We start from the raw sequence: 16409 nt of genomic DNA, 5'->3' as shown, positions 1-16409 counted from the left end.
CAATTGTAAAAAGTGCAAAGCTTACATAGCTAACGATGTTACCAAATGATAGGGATAAAGGGATAAAGGCAGGAGTTTGTGTAATCTAAGAGGGTTTGCTTATTTGTATTGCTCCCGAACGGCTTTACGCGTCTGACGCAAGTACGCAGCAGAGACATCGTAATTTTTGGCAGCAACACCTCTAAACAAGATGTCGATCACATTGAGCTGTGCGATTCGTGAGGAAGTGGCAGCACTGCGTTCATCAGCCTCTGTGGAAAACGTGGTCAAGTGAATGTCCACGCATTCAGCCAATGAGTTCGTGCCGTATTTCGTAAGGCCGACGGTCACAGCACCCGATTTGCGGGCTTGTTTCATCGTCGTAATGATCTGGGAGGTCTCCCCCGAATTCGAGATTCCGACTGCTACATCACCCGCTGTCAGCGTGACCGCCGATGTAAGCTGCAGGTGAGAATCTGAGTGAGCTGTGCACATTTTGTTGATGCGCAAGAACTTATGCTGCGCATCCTGGGCAACCAACTGAGAAGCACCTACTCCGTAAAAATCAATCCGGGTGGCTCGGTATAGCTCGCCAATCGCCTGCTCTACTGCTTCGGTATCCAGGATTTTGATCGTTTCTCGCAAGGAGAGAATATTGTTGAGCGAAACCGATTCAATCAATGTGTACATATCAGCATCGGGAAGAATCTCTTTGTATTCATCCTGAGCGGTAGACGATTGCAGATCACCCGCGATTCTGATTTTCAACTCCTGAAAACCATCTACACCGATACTTTTGCACATGCGTATAATGGCAGCTTGGCTGGATTCGCTTCTTTCCGCAAGCTCCTTGATCGAAAGGCGAATCACCTCATCCGGGTTGGCTAAAATGTAATGTGCTGCGTTTTGTTCAGAACGCTTGATATTGTGCAACGATTCGCGGATGCGCAACAACCCGCCATTCAACACCATACCACCCCTTTAGTCTCGCGAAATTGTTAAGCGCTTACATCAGAGCATGACATTGGTAATTCAATCCATATTTTGTATTATAGACACTTGAAACAAAATATCAATATAAATTGTCAGATTTGAAATAAAATTTCAAAACTTTTTTCGACATTTCCTATTACTACTAAGGTCTTCATCCAGGGGCTTCCATCTTAAACGTTTGCTATTTGAATTTCTCTACCACTTCCAAAATAGATTTAAAATACAAAAATAACTAAATTTGTGTATAATTCGTTAAATTTCGTCGATATATTTACCAAAATTGCACTTTATGGTATTAATTGTATATACCATTTATTAGGAGGTAGCTTCGTTATGAAAAAAGTACTTTTTAGCCTTATGAGTCTTTCTTTAGTGTTTGGGATATCTTCTACTGCTTTAGCAAAAGATGCCAAACAAGATGAGTCCAAATTGAGTACCCTAGCTGTTTTTTATGATCGTGAGCCTAATAACACTCCAGCAGGGGCCAATTTTTTTGAACTTGGTAACCAAATAAACGGAGCTTTTCAGTACGAACCAATTGATTCTGAAGACTACTTTTACTTTATTGCACCTGAAACAGGATATTATAATTTCTCGCTATCTTTTAACACAGAAAACCATTATGGACTCTTTTTATTAAATAACAATCAAGTGGAGATTGGAAAAACTACCTCTAGGAATCCATCTTTTACTGCTAGAGTGGTTAAAGGTCAAAAATATTACCTTTGGGTAGATGCAGGTAGTATCGCGCATCATGCTGATCCAAGCTACAGCGTCTACACCTCCAAATCTAACTAATACGCCTGATCTCACAGTTTAAATGTGAACCTATCCCATCCCTAAAAGTTACCAGCAAAAAAGAGACGGTTATGCCGCCTCTTTTTTGCATGTGTATGAACTCTTCTACCAAACCAACCTTACAACCCTGTAATATTCTGTAAGGTAAATCAATTTCCCATTTCTCTCCTATCGATTAAGATTCTCCTGTTAAGTGAAAAGGGGGATCACAAATAATGAATGGCATGGACGTCAATGTTCATTATTTTCGATTGATTAATGACTTGGGGAAAGAATATCCGGCGCTTAATCCCATAGCTTTTTTCGTAGCGGAATACACCGTGTTTCTTTTGGCATTGTGCGCGTTGGTGTATTGGTTTACGCAAAAGGATGAGAATCGGATCATGGTTGTTTGTGCGACTGTTACGTTTGTTATCGCCGAGCTCTTTGGAAAAATAGCGGGAAGCCTGCATATGAACAACCAGCCATTCGCGGAGCTTCCCGACGTGAACCAGCTGGTTCAAAAAGCCGTTGATAACTCATTCCCGAGCGACCATACGATCTTGTTCTTTTCTTTCTGCATGACCTTTTGGCTTTTCAAAAAGAAAATGGGTCCCCTCTGGATGCTGCTAGCTGTATGTGTAGGCATTTCTCGTATTTGGGTAGGTGTTCATTATCCGGCAGATGTCATCGTCGGGGCTTTAATCAGCACCGGATCAGCCTTAACGGTTTACATGGTCATACCGCGAATGCGTATTGTGCAAACCTTGCTGGATATCTATGAAAAGGGCGAGCGAGCCATTTTACCTGCGAAATCGAAGACAAAAGGCTTTTAGTATGGCCTTAAGTCTCCGGCATCGTTCCACCATTTACGAGACAATCATCTTAATGAACTGAAGAATAAGAGGAGCACCTTGTACAGGTACATCACTCAGAATCAAAACTCCCGGTTGAACAACATATAAATTGGGAGGCTGAAGCATTCCATTGATGAAAAGATTCAGAACAGAAACCTCATTCGGATCCAGAATGCCGGAAGTACTGAATAACACGACAGCATCACTGTTGGTATACATGTTTTTAACTCCATCTGAAATTGCGGTATACTGATATGTTTCTGTTCTTATTAAACCAGGAGTACATGGACATGGGGGACATGGCGGACAAGTCGGGGAGGGTTTTACTGGAAAAATCCCGGGACAACCTAATGGCTGGACGATTTGCAGACTCTGTCTCCTCACTGTGTATTGCTGTGTGTCATAGCGCCTCATGAATTCACTCGTCCTCTCTGGAAGTGATTCGACCGTTCACTCCGTTTTACAGACATGAGTGAACCCCAGGCACATTCCATCCACCTGGGGCCACCATTCTTTTCACCTTAGTTCACGACAAACTCTACAATGACTGGAGTACCATCGTTTTCGGCATCTCCATCTGGAATGGTAATCGCAGTTGTTGTAATAGTAGAGGTATTACCTGGCTGGAGTACCCCATTAATGTAGAGACTGTAAAAAGCAAACGTACCAGGAAATGCTGTCGCAGCAGCGCCAGCGTCATTGGTAAATGCAGTTGCCGCAATGGTAAACGTAGCACCAGTACCAGTTCCAGCACCCATGGTGGATGTAAATCTCAATGAGGTAAGATACGGTTTAATAATCGGCACTTTGAACACCCCCTCCTCTATTTATTCCCTACTAGTTAATGCTTGTTTTCATTCGATTGAAACCGACAAATGACAGTAGAAACATGCACATTTTCCCTTAAAAGAATATAACTGGAAAAAGAAAACACCCCCCACTTTTACCAGTAGGAGGGCTACATGATTTTTAATCTTGAAACAGTACTCGCAACTGCTCCTTCTCTGCGTCACTCAAGACGTATTCTGCCATCGGAAACAGCACACTCTCTTCTTTAAAGAAATGTTCCATGAGTATTTCTACTGACTTTAGCAAATGAATGTGGACAGCTTCTACTTCAACAGGTTCAGACTTTTCCTTTTCTACGATTCGCATGAACGACATCAGGCTTTCATGAATAAGATCATGCTCTTCTTCCATGGCAGCAATCGGTCCCATCTCCCCTTCTATATAGTTAGCCATCAGGGGATACAGGTCTTCCTCCTCGCGTCTGGAGTGTTTCTCCAGTTCCGCCCGAAACGATGACGCCAGCTCATGAAGCTCCGTTAAGCCTTTCTTTCTTTTCGTAGGTTCGGCAGTAGATTTCAGGTTATTTGCTAGATGTACGAGCTCATTCATCTGCTCAGCCAATGATAGATGCTCGTCTTTCAATTTTTCCAGAGCTGGACACAGCTTCCTTCTTCCTTCAAACTCCTGCATCATCCCCATACATCCTATAGGCGGTGGTCCCATTGCAATCCCTCCATCTAATAGTGCGTGTTCAAAAAGTCGGCTTTTTAGCACCGAGAAGATGGCGAGAACCGAACGAAGGAGGAGCGGAGTGTAGGTAATCTACATGAGCACCGGACTTCGGAGGTAAACGCCATATTCGATGTCGAATTAGCTTCTTGAATTACTTCGTGATCAAAAGTCGACTTTTTGAACAACCTCTACTAGTAGACGTTAGTTACCAAAAGAAATATGATACGCTAGCTGTCCCCGGTTATCCCTGGCAACCATTCGAGTACAGTCATCCTCTTGCGAAAAAACAACAGGTCCATTCTGGATGGGAATCGCAACAAACTGACAAGGGTTAAAATATAGCCGCAGATGCTCTTCATCCTCTGTGATCTCCCATTTTGCCAGCTGCCTTTCCAAGAGAGCTGGACTGTGTAGCTCGGCATCATCCGCCAAATCTTGAATGAGTATCCCCATTTTTTTATCCACCAAGGGAGGCAGCTCTTGGTGAAGCTCGGCAATCGTTCGCTTAGTAGGATTCATGGCAACTGTCCACCCTTCCTTCTCCCTATTAATTCCCTTGCTCTCGTCGATCTCGCTTGTCTTTGCTATATACCAGCCATGCCAGTGGGAACAACACAACCGCAGCACCGCTGAGCAGTAGCACCTCCATATACCGCTGTGCAAAATACATATTGACTACGTACTGGGTGCATACAATGCTGGCGAACAGGATCAAGGCTAACAGGATGACACCTCTATAGCTGCTCTTCATATCTCTTCACCCCTACAGCGTAAACGGCTCCATCTTTCTCTTGAACCACAATTTCCGGAAGCGGTCTTCTCGGCGGACCAGCGAGCGGCTTCCCCGTAGCCACATCAAACTTTCCATGATGGCATGGACATAGCAGCTCTTTCTCATCACGGTCCCAAAATACCGGACACTTCAGATGCGTACATGCATTTTGATACGCCTTGTATTCCTTTTCCGCTACATATACGAACAGTGCACTGTCATGCTCTCCTGGATAATTAAATTCAATCGCATCTCCAGGCTTTATATCACTGAGATTCGCAATTTTTTGCGTGGGAAACGACTTGCTGGATGGAACGATCAGCTCTTTGGCAGCTAATGCTCCCCATGGCAGAGTAGATGCCGCGAAAAGGCCGGCTGCCCCTACCATTGTTTTCATAAAACTCCGGCGATCGAGATTGCGCTCATTGGAACGATTGATGTTGTGCGTATAGTTATCATCCTTCGAAGGAATGTGGCGGTTTTTCTCGTTCTCCATAAGGTATATCTCCCCTCTAGAATAGCTTCTGCTTGCCCTGCAGAATGCCAGGCAGGCTAATTTTCACATTCGTTTCGCCTTCCAGCACATCCGGATCGTGACTGGCCGTCCATTTGCCATTGGCCAAAGGAATCTGTGCCCGTTTTTCTTCCAGCTCTGCTTCTTCAATCCACTGCAAGGTGTTTGTCGGGCAAACCGAAGCGCACATCGGCGGGATTCCCTCTTTCGTACGGTCGTAGCATAGATCGCACTTGTACATGAGATTCTGCTCTTCATCAAATTTGGGAATCCCATAGGGGCATGCAATCGTGCAGTTTTGACAGCCGATGCATTTCTCTACCAAGGCTGACAATACGGCCCCATTATCTGCGATTTGAATCGCCTGAGCAGGACAGCTGCGTGCACAAGCAGGATTGACACAATGGAAGCACATGAGAGGGATCGTTTGTCTGTTGATAAACGGGTCCACATCCAGTACGTAGTTTCGGTTTCGGTTGTCGTGGCCGCCACACTGTGTACACGCCGCCAAGCAGCTTCGACAACCGATGCAATTGTCCATTTCGATGTATAAGACTTGTTTACCCATGGCGAACTCCTCCATGTTTTTGCTTGATGATTTGCGCGGCACACGCTTTAAACTCAGGCATTTTGCTGTAAGGGTCCAATGCCGGGTTGGTCAGCAGATTGATCGACTTCTCTTTTCCCCAGTGGTACGGAACAAACACCGTGTCCTCTCGAATGGCCTCGATCACTTTCACACGGTACTGTGCCTCGCCCCTCCTCGTTTTCAGCGTGACCAATTCATCGTGCTCAATGCCGTAACGAGCTGCTATTTTTGGGTGAACCTCTAGCAGAGGATCAGGATACATGTCGTTCAAAAACGGGATTCGTCTTGTCTGGTTCCCGGACAAATAGTGAAAAACAACTCGTCCCGTAGTTAGCCGCAAAGGATATTCCTCATCCGGCTCCTCCGCTGGCGGACGGTAAGGCAGCGCACAAATTTTGGCTTTGCCATCCGGGTAATAAAATTTTTTATCCAGGAATAAATGGGGCTGTCCCTCGTCACCCTCCTCGCGACACGGCCAGAAAACCCCATTGTTTTTTTCGATTTTCTCGTAGGTGACCCCGTAATAGTCAGCTACTCCGCCTTTGGAGACCTGACGTATTTCATTGAAAATATCCTGGGGAGACTGCAAGTGAGCAAAGTATTGTCCGCGCCCCATTCTCTTCGCGATTTCGATCTGAATCCACCAGTCAGGCTTGGATTCGGCAAACCATTCCTGCGCCTGCCGATGACGAATGATGCGACCCTCGAGATTCGTTGTCGTTCCATCGTCCTCTGCCCAAGTCGTAACGGGAAGAACGACATCGGCGTATTCTGCGGATTCAGACAGGTAAAAGTCGCAGCAAACCATAAAATCCAGACTCTTCAGCGACTCCCGGACATGATTAAGGTTTGGTGCACTAACAACCGGGTTGGAGCAGAGTAAGTATAAGCTGCGGATCGTTTTATCCTTCATCAGCTGGAACATCTCATAGGCCGAGACACCTTTTTGCGGCATCTCTTCCGCTGGCATCCCCCAGGCACATGCTATTTCACGCACATGTTCAGGATTGTCAATCTTGCGGTAGCCAGGCAGCTGATCGGCTTTTTGCCCGTGTTCCCGCCCCCCTTGACCGTTTCCTTGACCGGTAAGGGTTGCCACACCTGATTTGGGACGGCCAATCTTGCCTGTGACGAGCGACATGTTGGTATAGGCCGATACGTTGTCCGTCCCTTTCGCCTGCTGTTCCACCCCACGGCAAAACAGCACAATCGCTTCGGGTGCCCTCCCGAAAATATCGGCAGCTCGCACAATCTTCTCCACAGAAATTCCTGTTATGTCACTGACATACTCCGGTGTGAAGGTAGCAACCACTTCTTTTGTTTCTTCAAAACCATTCGTATGATTTCGAATAAAGTCTTCATCAATATGCCCATTCTTGATCAGGAGATGAACGATTCCGTTTGCTAGTGCCAAATCTGTACCGGGCCGCAGATCCAGGTGGACATCTGCACGACGTGCCAAAGGTGTTTCCCGTGGATCGGCTACGATCAGATAACCGCCTCGATTTTGCACTTCCCAAATACGAAACATGCTGGTTGGGTGACATTCAGCCGCGTTTGAACCGGCCAAAAACAAGCAGTCTGTTTGATGAATATCCGTCCAGGGAACGGTAGAGCCTCGGTCAATCCCCAAGCTTCGATTCAATCCTGCCGCAGCGGAGGACATGCAGAAGCGACCATTGTAGTCGATATAGCGGGTTTGCAAGGCGACCCGGGCAAATTTACCCGTGAGATAGCATTTTTCGTTGGTCATGGAAACGCCAGAGTAAACAGACAAGGTATCTTTGCCATAGTTGTGCTGCAATTCCTTGAACTTGGAAACGATCAAGTCAAGTGCTTCCTCCCATGACGCTTCCCGAAATCCTTCCGCTGTACCTTTTAATGATGCGTCTGTTCGAATCAAAGGCCGCTGTATCCGATCCGGATGGTTCACCTGCTGATAAGCTGTCACCCCTTTTGGGCACATCTTACCCAGATTGACAGGGAAATCGTACCGTGGCTCCACTCCGATAATCTTGTTCGTCGTTGTATCTACACGCAGGTTCATCCCGCATTGCATGCCACAGTAGCAGCAGTGCGTGCTCACCAATTTCTCGTTTGGATGAATCTTGTTTTCAATGTCTTTAAAAAATTTATCCTTTGGCATGTTGATTGGCCTCCCTGGCATTGATCTCGTGCGTAGGAACTCCTGTAAAGCGGAACATCCGGTATTTTCTGCGGCACGGCAAGCAGAGTTCAGCCAAGTGGAATCCTTCTTCCATTTGAAAAGCCATTTCGTTTTTACCCAATACATTGATTACATCTGCCGATTGTTCCGCAGAAACAAATTCATTGCTGCACACTTTGCACTTTTTCATTTCCTGCTCGCCGTAGTGTTCACGATAATTACGAGCAAACACACTCATAGGACGGAACGGTATGTGAGCCAGTTTTCCGAATGGCAGATAAATCAAGGTCACAATCACTGCGAATTGGTGAGTGACTGATATGACCGGGTGCCCAAAGCCCCCTAAGAACATGTTGCTTACAGTTAACATCAAGCCTGTTATGCTGATAAACAGTAGCAAGTACAAAGGCAAGAAGTCGTAGACAAAGGATTGTTCAGCCCGTGCCTGCATGTTTTTGTGTCTGCGATACAAAGCCATGACTGCTCCGCTGATGACCATAAAAGCAGTAATGTTCAGCGCATTGTAAAAGAGAAAGGCAACCCAGCCATCTGCTTTTACAGTCAAAACATCCAAACCCATGAATACAACCTGATAGAAGCCATTGTCCGTCATCGTGAAATACATCCAGCCAAACACTAACGGAAAGGTGACGAATGCGGCTAGGATACATCCCCATCCCAGTAAAATGTGCTGTGTCCAGCGGTACCATCCCCGATTCCAAATAAAGCGATAGATGGCCAGATGATCCACCGTTGTATTTGCCGTGCTTTTACGAAAGAGAAGTCGTAGCCCTTTTTTTAAAATCACATTCGTTGGCGGGCGATCTGCCCAGGCAGAGAATCGGTAGAGGAAACCTCCAATAAAGACAAGAGTTCCCACCATATAGCCGTAAAGCGCCAAGTCAATATGCGTGAAAAAACGTGTTCCCACGTAACTTAAGACGAACAAGCAAGCAATGATGATAAAAGCACGCTTCGCCACCTTGGAAGCAAATATATAGTTCATACAACACCCTCCCTGCTGCTGCTCATTTTTTTCCTTTCGTTCGAGACTATTGTAGCAATGGCTCGTAACCCGGGTTGTGATATACCTCACACCACTGCCACAATCATGACTATTTTCCCTTTCCAAACCATCGAATTCGGATGATATAATGAGTTACCTTTTATCCTTGTTATAAGGGAGGACCCACATGACCGGAAATGGCACTACGTTTGTGGAGCAGATTTCTTCCGATTTTGTGAATAGCCTTGAAACGTTTTCTGTTAGGAAGAGCTTTGCTCCCGGAGCCGTCCTGTTCTTGGATGGTGAAAGCGCCGATCAGCTATTTTTAATTTCGTCGGGCCAAATCAAGCTCACAAAAAACACAAACGATGGAAAAGAACTGACCCTGCAAGTATTTGGTGCAGGAGAGCTAGTCGGCGTCTCTGGACTCTTCGAACAGGAATTGATGTACACCTCGACAGGCACCATGTTGATGGAAGGTGAGATATGGATCATCCCGCGACAAGCGTTGGAAAAAATGCTCATCAAAAACGGACAATTTTGCGTAGACTTCCTGCGCTGGATGGGCTTGATGAACAGGCGGATGCAGTCCAAATTCCGTGATTTGCTACTCAATGGCAAAATCGGCGCCCTGTATTCAACGCTCATCCGCATGAGTAACACGTACGGCAAGCCACACCCCGACGGAATTCTCATCGACCTTTCCCTTACCAATCGTGATTTGGCGCAATTCATTGGCCTGACACGAGAAAGTGTTAACCGGATGCTGTCCGATCTGAAAAAACAGGACACCATCGATCTGCTCCCCCACGGGCATATTTTGATTAAGGACCTTGCCTATTTAAAAGAAGCGATTTATTGTGATGACTGTCCTCCTGATATTTGCCAAATGTGAGCGATCTCTTCATACTTTTCTACATGAAAAAAGTCCTGGACTTGTCCGTCCAAGACTTTTTTTCATTATTGATTCAAGCTTCTTTATCCATGTTTTTGCTCCGCAAGCTCGCTGAACATGCCAGCATAGTACTCGACGTCTCCTGCATCGTCCAGAATCGCGCTGATTGTTAACCATTGGAGATATTGATCTCCATTCTTTCGACGATTCCAGATTTCGCCTTGCCAATAGCCATTTTTCTTGATTGAATCCCACATCTTTTGATAGAAGTCCGCATCCTGCCTTCCCGATTTCAAAATGCTGGGAGTCTTGCCGATCACCTCATTCATCTCGTAACCGGTCACTTTCGTAAAAGCATGGTTCGCACTTTTAATGACGCCACGCGTATCTGTAATCAGTATCGCTTCACCCGTGTTTTCCATTATGGTGGCGGCGAGCTGCAACTTCTCTTGATAAAACATCCACATCACCAAGATCAAGCTTGCCAGTGCAAACTGAGACAACGCCATGAAACCGATCGCGTAATGACCCGTCAGATTAAACAGCATCGTTAATATCAACGGCGGGAAAAATCCTCCCAATCCACCCATGGCAGATACGATCCCGTTCACAATCCCCGCTTGTCGCGAGAAATACATCGGCACTAATTTGAACACGGCACCGTTACCGATTCCGACACATGTCGCCACCAGCAAGCAACCTACTGTATACATCACAATCGTTGGCGAAAACGATAAGACAATTCCAGACAAGGCGAGCCCGGCAAACACAATCATCAATGCCTTGAAAGGGTTCCACTTATCTCCGAGCCAGCCTCCCACTGGTCTCGCCAGTGTCGCCAAAAGAATGAACCCTGCTGTTCGCATCCCCGCATCTACTTTATCCAACTGGAAATGGCTCACTAAAAAATTCGGGAGATACACGGTGAAAGCGACGAAGCAGCCAAACGTAATAAAGTAGAACAAACTGATTAACCACAGCTTCTCGTTTTTGTAGACACTCTTTATTTGCTGACCAAGAGGAGTCACTACCTTTGGTTCATTTTTATCCCCCATCAAGAAGGTAAGCACAGCGAATCCCGCGAGCAATAACATGAACATCTGTACAGTCGTGGCCCATCCAAACGATTTGGCGAGAACTGGCGCAGCAAAAGTTGTGATCGCTGTACCAATATTCCCCATACCGTAGATTCCGTTTATAGAACCATGCTTCTCTTTCGGATAGTATTTCGGTAAAGAAGTGACACCAACGGAAAACACCGCTCCGCCTATCCCTAAAAACAGCCCGCCTATTAACAAATCGGTATAAGTGGTCGCCTGGCTAATATAAAAAACAGGAGCTAGCAGCAAGAGAAAGCTAATGCTAAATAATATTCTCGCGCCAAATCGGTTACTCCAATATCCAACAGGGATTCTGAGCAACGATCCAAGAAGCACCGGAATCGCTGTCACCCACGCCACTTCACTTGCACTCATGGGTACGGTTTCTTTAATAAAAGGCATGAGCGATGACAGAATGACCCATACCATGAAACCGACCGTAAGACTCAACGTCTGTAACGGCAACTGCCATTTTCGTACCATAACAACACCCCTCACTTGGGAATCATCTTCATTCACAATGATAAGAGGCAATGTTCGTTTTCGTTGTGATTTTAATCACAGCTCCTTCCAGTTAATCCGCTTATAATCAAAGCGAAATCTTGGATAGAAGGAGTGGATCATACATGTTTTGTTATCAATGTGAACAGACTCCATCCGGTGGTTGTAAGATCATCGGCGTTTGCGGAAAGAATGAAGAGCTTGCGAGTATTCAGGATACGATTATTTTTGCTTTAAAAGGAATTGCCGCTTATGCAACACATGCAAGGCAACTGGGGTATATCGATCCTGAAGTGGATGGAATTACTCAGGAAGCTCTCTATTTTACACTGACGAATGTGAATTTTAACTTGGATGAACATTTGCAGATGGCGATGAAAGTAGGAAGTGCCGCAATAAAAGTCATGGAGCTTTTGGATAGAGCCCATACGGATCATTTCGGAATCCCGCAGCCAATCACAGTCTCGCAAAATAAAATAGAAGGAAAATGCATCGTTGTAACGGGGCACAATCTGTTTGCTCTCGAAGAGCTGTTAAAACAGACAGAAGGCAAAGGAATCAATGTGTACACGCATTCCGAGATGCTGCCTGCGCATGGCTATCCAGAACTGAAAAAATATCCACATTTGAAGGGAAACATCGGGAAAGCATGGTACGATCAACGTCAATTGTTTGAGCAATTCCCAGGCGCCATACTGGCTACAACAAACTGTGTGATGCCCATTCGTGGCAGCTACGCCGATCGTTTCTTTTCGTATGATATAACTGGCTTGGAAAATGTAACGAAAATTGTAGATAACGACTTCTCGCCGCTCATTGAAAGAGCATTGTCTCTTCCTGAGGTTTCTATCGAATCGGAACTGACATTGACGACAGGATATCATCACAAAACGGTGCTCGGAATCGCCCCTGAAATTATTCAGGCTGTAAAAGAAGGAAAGATCAAACGCTTCTTCGTCATCGCTGGTTGCGACGCTCCTGGCAAGGGAGGCGAGTATTACCGTGAATTGGCTACATCCTTACCGCCAGAAACAGTCATTCTTACTACCTCCTGTGGAAAATTCCGTTTCAACGATGTAGATTTCGGCACCGTGCCAGGTACCGACATCCCAAGATATATCGATTTGGGACAGTGCAATAACTCGGTTTCTACCATTACGATTGCGGCTGCTTTAGCCGATGCCTTCGAATGTGAAGTGAACGAGCTGCCGGTAAGTATCGTCCTTTCCTGGTTTGAACAAAAAGCGGTAGCGATCTTGCTCGGTCTGTTTAGCCTGGGGATACAAGATATCCGAATCGGCCCGAAATTGCCTGAGTTCATTCAGCCCGGTGTTCTGCAAGTACTGCAAGACTTGTTCCATATTCAGTTGATTGGGGATGCCCAAGAGGATATGAAGCAAATGCTAGGAGTCACGCAATAGGCAAAATAGAAAAAACGGCTGTCAAAAGGTCAGGTCTAAGACCAGCCAATGACAGCCGTTTTTCATTCGCATCTCTTATGTTTGGTTCGCTCGTGATCTCGAAGCTGTTCAAGGCTTCTCATTTTCTTTCTTCAGGTTTTGAAAAACTGATCCATTTTCCTGTGTGTGCGTCGACAACTCCTTTGTCTCCGCTGAGGCGGTAAACAAGCCGCGGTTTTGGTTCCTCTACCTCGTTAAAGTCTTTATCCGGTAGCAGGTAGTAGAGTTCGAGCGATTTTTTCACGGCTTGCTCCGTTTTTTTCGCAAATGCCAAGTCTACTCTCTGCATGTTATTGTCGAGAATCACAGGATAGGGAAGCTCGTCATCCCCTATATGACTGCTGCCTGAGTACGGGTTGACAGATACTTCAAATCTTGCGTTCTCAATCAGAAGACCATTTTTCAACCATCCAAAATGCACTTTATAGTCCCGCCAATTCGTCTCCTTCCCCCTCAGACCTCCATCATACGGCTGTGGATCAAGCATATAAATATCTGCCAGCTGATCACGGAGCGTCGTTTGCAGGAGATGGATTGCGCCTGCCTCCGCTTGCTCACGGGTAAAAGCTCCGTCTTTCTGACTCCCCGCCTTTGGAGCTGAAGCAGGGGGTAATTCCTTCAAAATCTTGATCGGTTGCTTTGGTTTCGCCACCGCCCCTTTGCCATCGATCATCACGCCTGAGATCGCATCTACCATTTGCGGATCGGTTGGTAGGTAATCGTAGACCAACTTGTATTTCTCCTCATGATCTCCACTGGAAAAACTCTTATAATACATGGTTGGCTCCGTTTTTTGTTCCAACAGCTCGCGCGCTTCTTTTTCCGATATGATTTGGCTTGCGTCAGGCAACTCCCCCTCATACCATAATCGATTGAATCGCAGAATCTTTCCGTCTCCTCGCACGGTTACAGCGATCGAATTGTCCTTAAAAGGAATACCATTCTCAACTCTCTGAAATTTAAAAGAGTACGTTTCTGGATTGTTGCTCTTGTAATCGTCTTCTTCTAGCAATGTTAGCTTCGCTCGTTCCTCTGGAGGAATGACTTTTGTGAGAAACTGCATTACTCCCTCAAGAGCGATTTGCTGTCTATTCGTTGTAGCAGGGCTAGGGGCTTCGCTGTCGTTGCCATGATATTGATATCTCAACAGATTCCCTGAGACAGGATGAATGACATACATGATACTTGATTGATCTGATTTGTTCCAATTAAGGGACCATCCCGCATAGGGTATATAGTCTTCATACGGTTCGTAGTATTTTCCATGGCTATACTCATAACCTTCGGGGATAGTCACCCATTTCTTGGCGTATTCAATAGCTTCTTGTTCTGAAAGAATCTTTTCTGATTTTTGCTCAGCCGCCTGTACCAGTGTACTCCCAGTTGCGATATTGCCAAGTACAAGTAAGGATGAAAGCAAGAGAATCGATAATCGTTTCCAAATTCCTTTTCTACTATTTTGCTTCATACACATGTTCCTCCTCCATCTGTTCCCGATTGATTTCATCGGATCATTGTGGATTTGATCACACTAATGTTTTTCCATTCTTTGTTAACTCTATATCAATATACATAATTTGTAAAAGGAAAAGAAATAGATGAAACGAAAAAAGAGACGGTTTCCCGCCTCTTCTTCTATTACTACCATTCCGTTTCCGTTTTGTGTTCAATTACGTGTATGACTTTTGGTTCAACTTCTTTCATCATTTGTTTCAGTAAATCATCGCTGATCTTTACTTCATTTTTTCCATCTTGAAGTTGTCGTTCAGACTGTGTTTTTGCAATCACATCAATCACTTGTTGTTTCGAGACATTTTTCGTTGCTGCAATCTCGACAACATTTTTCCCTTTGGCAAGTTCTTCTTTTAACTCTGTCGGGCTCATTTTTAGTAAAGCAAACAGTTTTTCATCGTTTAAGAAGTAATCAGCAGTATGATCAGGTTTTCCATTTAATGAGAAATAACCTTCTACTCCAGTGTTAGATGGTTCAAAATCTACCGGAGAAAGACTAATTGTATTCCCCTGAACAAATACCTGGTAGCCCTCTCCTTCTGATCCCTTCTTGGTGTAATTCAAGATAAATGTTTTTTGATTGGGATTATCCATTTGCTCCATGGCAACCTCGTAATCTTTGATGTTGCCGTACAATTTATCAATAAGCTGATCTACCTTCGCCTTGATTTCCTTATCGGTTAAAGAAATGAGCGGCTTCTCCTTAGGCTCCCAATTCTCTTGCGTCAGGTCTTGAATCTCATCCGTAATACCGTTTGTATGAAGGGTAATCTTTTTGCCGGTTCCCCCTTTTTCCTGCAGAACGATGCTTAGTTGGACCTTTTTGGTTGAATCTTTGGGGTCTCCCAGGTAGCTTGCATCGATAATCTCAAACGATTTTGTTTCGGGAATTGCGCTGTACAGCTTCTCAAGTGTTGCTTTGCCAACCTCATCCAGCTTGACTTGTTCAGAAGTCATTGGTGCTCGAGTGAGCATGTCAATCACAACAGGGGCCGCAAATGCTGCAGTTGGAATCAAAATCGCAGCAGCAACTAATCCACCAATTAATCGTTTTTTCATGGTTATTTCGCTCCTTTTTCGTTGCAAATAGTGTGTATAGGATTGTTCGATACGTTTGGAGAGAGCCGCTGGGCACTCCATCGTTTCTGCCTCTTCGTGCAGATGTTCACGGATTTTGCGTTCAATAGTCATTGATCTTTTCCATCCTTTCCAGGGGGAGATTCCCTAAGCTTTTTCGAAGAGCCTGGAGGGCAGCATGATATCTGGACTTGACTGTTCCCAGCGGAATATCGAGCAAGTTCGCAATTTCCTCAAGAGTATAGTCGTGAAAAAAGCGGAAGATAATCACTGCCCGCTGTTTGTCGGTCAGTTTTCGTATGGACTGCGATATTATTTGGTTCGTCCCATCCAACGCAGTATGCTGATCCCAATAAGACTCTTCCTGAGAGAAGGCACGGATGCGATCAAAAATTCGGAATCTCCTCCAGCTCTTGACCCGAAATCGCTGCACTTGACGGATTACCAAGCCATGCAGCCAGAACTGGAAAGGACGGTCCGTATCGTAATTAGCTAGTGAAGTCCACATTTGCATATAGATCTCATTCATGACATCTTCCCGATCCTGCTGATGATCCACCAGAAAGGAGACGGTCCGATAGACGTCCTGAAAGGTGGCATCATACATCGTATGAAACGCCTGTTGATCACCCTCTTTCATTTTTATAAGTAATTGGTACATCTCTTCACTTTGCATTCAGAGGGCCCTC

Annotated in this window: 18 protein-coding genes; 4 read left to right on the top strand and 14 right to left on the bottom strand. The window is 45.4% G+C overall.

Annotation, left to right across the window (positions count from 1 at the left end):
• Positions 1-99: 99 nt before the first annotated feature.
• Positions 100-945, bottom strand: coding sequence for a MurR/RpiR family transcriptional regulator (locus tag AB1L17_RS17415; protein WP_412845962.1), 846 nt, complete (start codon positions 943-945; stop codon positions 100-102).
• 360 nt (positions 946-1305) lie between these two features.
• On the opposite strand from AB1L17_RS17415, the gene AB1L17_RS17410 reads away from it, so the two are divergent.
• Both AB1L17_RS17410 and AB1L17_RS17405 read left to right on the top strand, forming a co-directional pair.
• On the top strand, positions 1306-1770 hold the full coding sequence (locus AB1L17_RS17410) for a hypothetical protein (protein ID WP_412845963.1): 465 nt from the start codon (positions 1306-1308) through the stop codon (positions 1768-1770).
• 215 nt (positions 1771-1985) lie between these two features.
• Positions 1986-2585 carry an undecaprenyl-diphosphatase gene (locus AB1L17_RS17405; RefSeq protein ID WP_412845964.1) on the top strand — a complete coding sequence of 200 codons (600 nt, stop codon included), beginning with the start codon at positions 1986-1988 and terminating at the stop codon, positions 2583-2585.
• Between the two features lie 33 nt (positions 2586-2618).
• On the opposite strand, the gene AB1L17_RS17400 is transcribed toward AB1L17_RS17405, so the two are convergent.
• The 9 genes from AB1L17_RS17400 to AB1L17_RS17360 all read right to left on the bottom strand — a co-directional run bounded on the left by AB1L17_RS17400 (position 2619) and on the right by AB1L17_RS17360 (position 9175).
• Positions 2619-3020 (bottom strand): DUF4183 domain-containing protein, encoded by a 402-nt coding sequence (locus tag AB1L17_RS17400; RefSeq protein WP_412845965.1) that lies wholly within the window; start codon positions 3018-3020, stop codon positions 2619-2621.
• A 107-nt stretch (positions 3021-3127) separates the two neighbouring features.
• A complete protein-coding gene (locus AB1L17_RS17395) occupies positions 3128-3412 on the bottom strand; it encodes a DUF4183 domain-containing protein (protein WP_412845966.1) in 285 nt (94 codons plus the stop codon).
• A 163-nt stretch (positions 3413-3575) separates the two neighbouring features.
• Positions 3576-4118 carry a hemerythrin domain-containing protein gene (locus AB1L17_RS17390; protein WP_412845967.1) on the bottom strand — a complete coding sequence of 181 codons (543 nt, stop codon included), beginning with the start codon at positions 4116-4118 and terminating at the stop codon, positions 3576-3578.
• 210 nt (positions 4119-4328) lie between these two features.
• Positions 4329-4646 (bottom strand): hypothetical protein, encoded by a 318-nt coding sequence (locus tag AB1L17_RS17385; RefSeq protein ID WP_412845968.1) that lies wholly within the window; start codon positions 4644-4646, stop codon positions 4329-4331.
• A 28-nt stretch (positions 4647-4674) separates the two neighbouring features.
• The gene (locus AB1L17_RS17380; protein WP_412845969.1) at positions 4675-4878 is read right to left on the bottom strand and encodes a hypothetical protein; all 204 of its coding nucleotides are present in this window, start codon (positions 4876-4878) and stop codon (positions 4675-4677) included.
• Entirely contained in the window at positions 4862-5395 is a 534-nt protein-coding gene (locus AB1L17_RS17375; RefSeq protein WP_412845970.1) for a Rieske (2Fe-2S) protein, read from the bottom strand. Before AB1L17_RS17375 ends, AB1L17_RS17380 begins: the two co-directional genes overlap by 17 nt.
• A gap of 16 nt (positions 5396-5411) precedes the next feature.
• Entirely contained in the window at positions 5412-5981 is a 570-nt protein-coding gene (locus AB1L17_RS17370; protein ID WP_017251305.1) for a 4Fe-4S dicluster domain-containing protein, read from the bottom strand.
• Entirely contained in the window at positions 5974-8148 is a 2175-nt protein-coding gene (locus tag AB1L17_RS17365; protein ID WP_412845971.1) for a molybdopterin oxidoreductase family protein, read from the bottom strand. Before AB1L17_RS17365 ends, AB1L17_RS17370 begins: the two co-directional genes overlap by 8 nt.
• Positions 8135-9175 (bottom strand): hypothetical protein, encoded by a 1041-nt coding sequence (locus AB1L17_RS17360; RefSeq protein ID WP_412845972.1) that lies wholly within the window; start codon positions 9173-9175, stop codon positions 8135-8137. The genes AB1L17_RS17365 and AB1L17_RS17360 overlap by 14 nt, the downstream gene beginning before the upstream one ends.
• Before the next feature lie 187 nt (positions 9176-9362).
• Between AB1L17_RS17360 and AB1L17_RS17355 the strand changes: the two genes are divergently transcribed.
• Entirely contained in the window at positions 9363-10070 is a 708-nt protein-coding gene (locus tag AB1L17_RS17355; protein ID WP_412845973.1) for a Crp/Fnr family transcriptional regulator, read from the top strand.
• Positions 10071-10153: 83 nt separating this feature from the next.
• Here the strand turns inward: AB1L17_RS17355 and AB1L17_RS17350 are convergent, their stop codons facing one another.
• Entirely contained in the window at positions 10154-11653 is a 1500-nt protein-coding gene (locus AB1L17_RS17350) for a nitrate/nitrite transporter (RefSeq protein WP_412845974.1), read from the bottom strand.
• 143 nt (positions 11654-11796) lie between these two features.
• On the opposite strand from AB1L17_RS17350, the gene hcp reads away from it, so the two are divergent.
• Positions 11797-13092: a hydroxylamine reductase gene (gene hcp, locus AB1L17_RS17345; RefSeq protein WP_412845975.1), complete on the top strand. Its 1296-nt coding sequence runs from the start codon at positions 11797-11799 to the stop codon at positions 13090-13092.
• Positions 13093-13210: 118 nt separating this feature from the next.
• Here hcp and AB1L17_RS17340 read toward each other — a convergent pair whose 3' ends face one another.
• The 3 genes from AB1L17_RS17340 to AB1L17_RS17330 all read right to left on the bottom strand — a co-directional run bounded on the left by AB1L17_RS17340 (position 13211) and on the right by AB1L17_RS17330 (position 16396).
• Positions 13211-14599 carry a YcdB/YcdC domain-containing protein gene (locus AB1L17_RS17340; protein WP_412845976.1) on the bottom strand — a complete coding sequence of 463 codons (1389 nt, stop codon included), beginning with the start codon at positions 14597-14599 and terminating at the stop codon, positions 13211-13213.
• A 173-nt stretch (positions 14600-14772) separates the two neighbouring features.
• A complete protein-coding gene (locus AB1L17_RS17335) occupies positions 14773-15834 on the bottom strand; it encodes a hypothetical protein (RefSeq protein ID WP_412845977.1) in 1062 nt (353 codons plus the stop codon).
• The gene (locus tag AB1L17_RS17330) at positions 15824-16396 is read right to left on the bottom strand and encodes a sigma-70 family RNA polymerase sigma factor (protein WP_412845978.1); all 573 of its coding nucleotides are present in this window, start codon (positions 16394-16396) and stop codon (positions 15824-15826) included. Before AB1L17_RS17330 ends, AB1L17_RS17335 begins: the two co-directional genes overlap by 11 nt.
• Between the last annotated feature and the right edge of the window lie 13 nt (positions 16397-16409).

Source organism: Brevibacillus jepli (genome assembly GCF_047229145.1).
Classification (GTDB): domain Bacteria; phylum Bacillota; class Bacilli; order Brevibacillales; family Brevibacillaceae; genus Brevibacillus.
The sequence above is the reverse complement of the archived record's forward strand: the minus strand, read 5'-3'. Positions and strand labels throughout refer to the sequence as shown.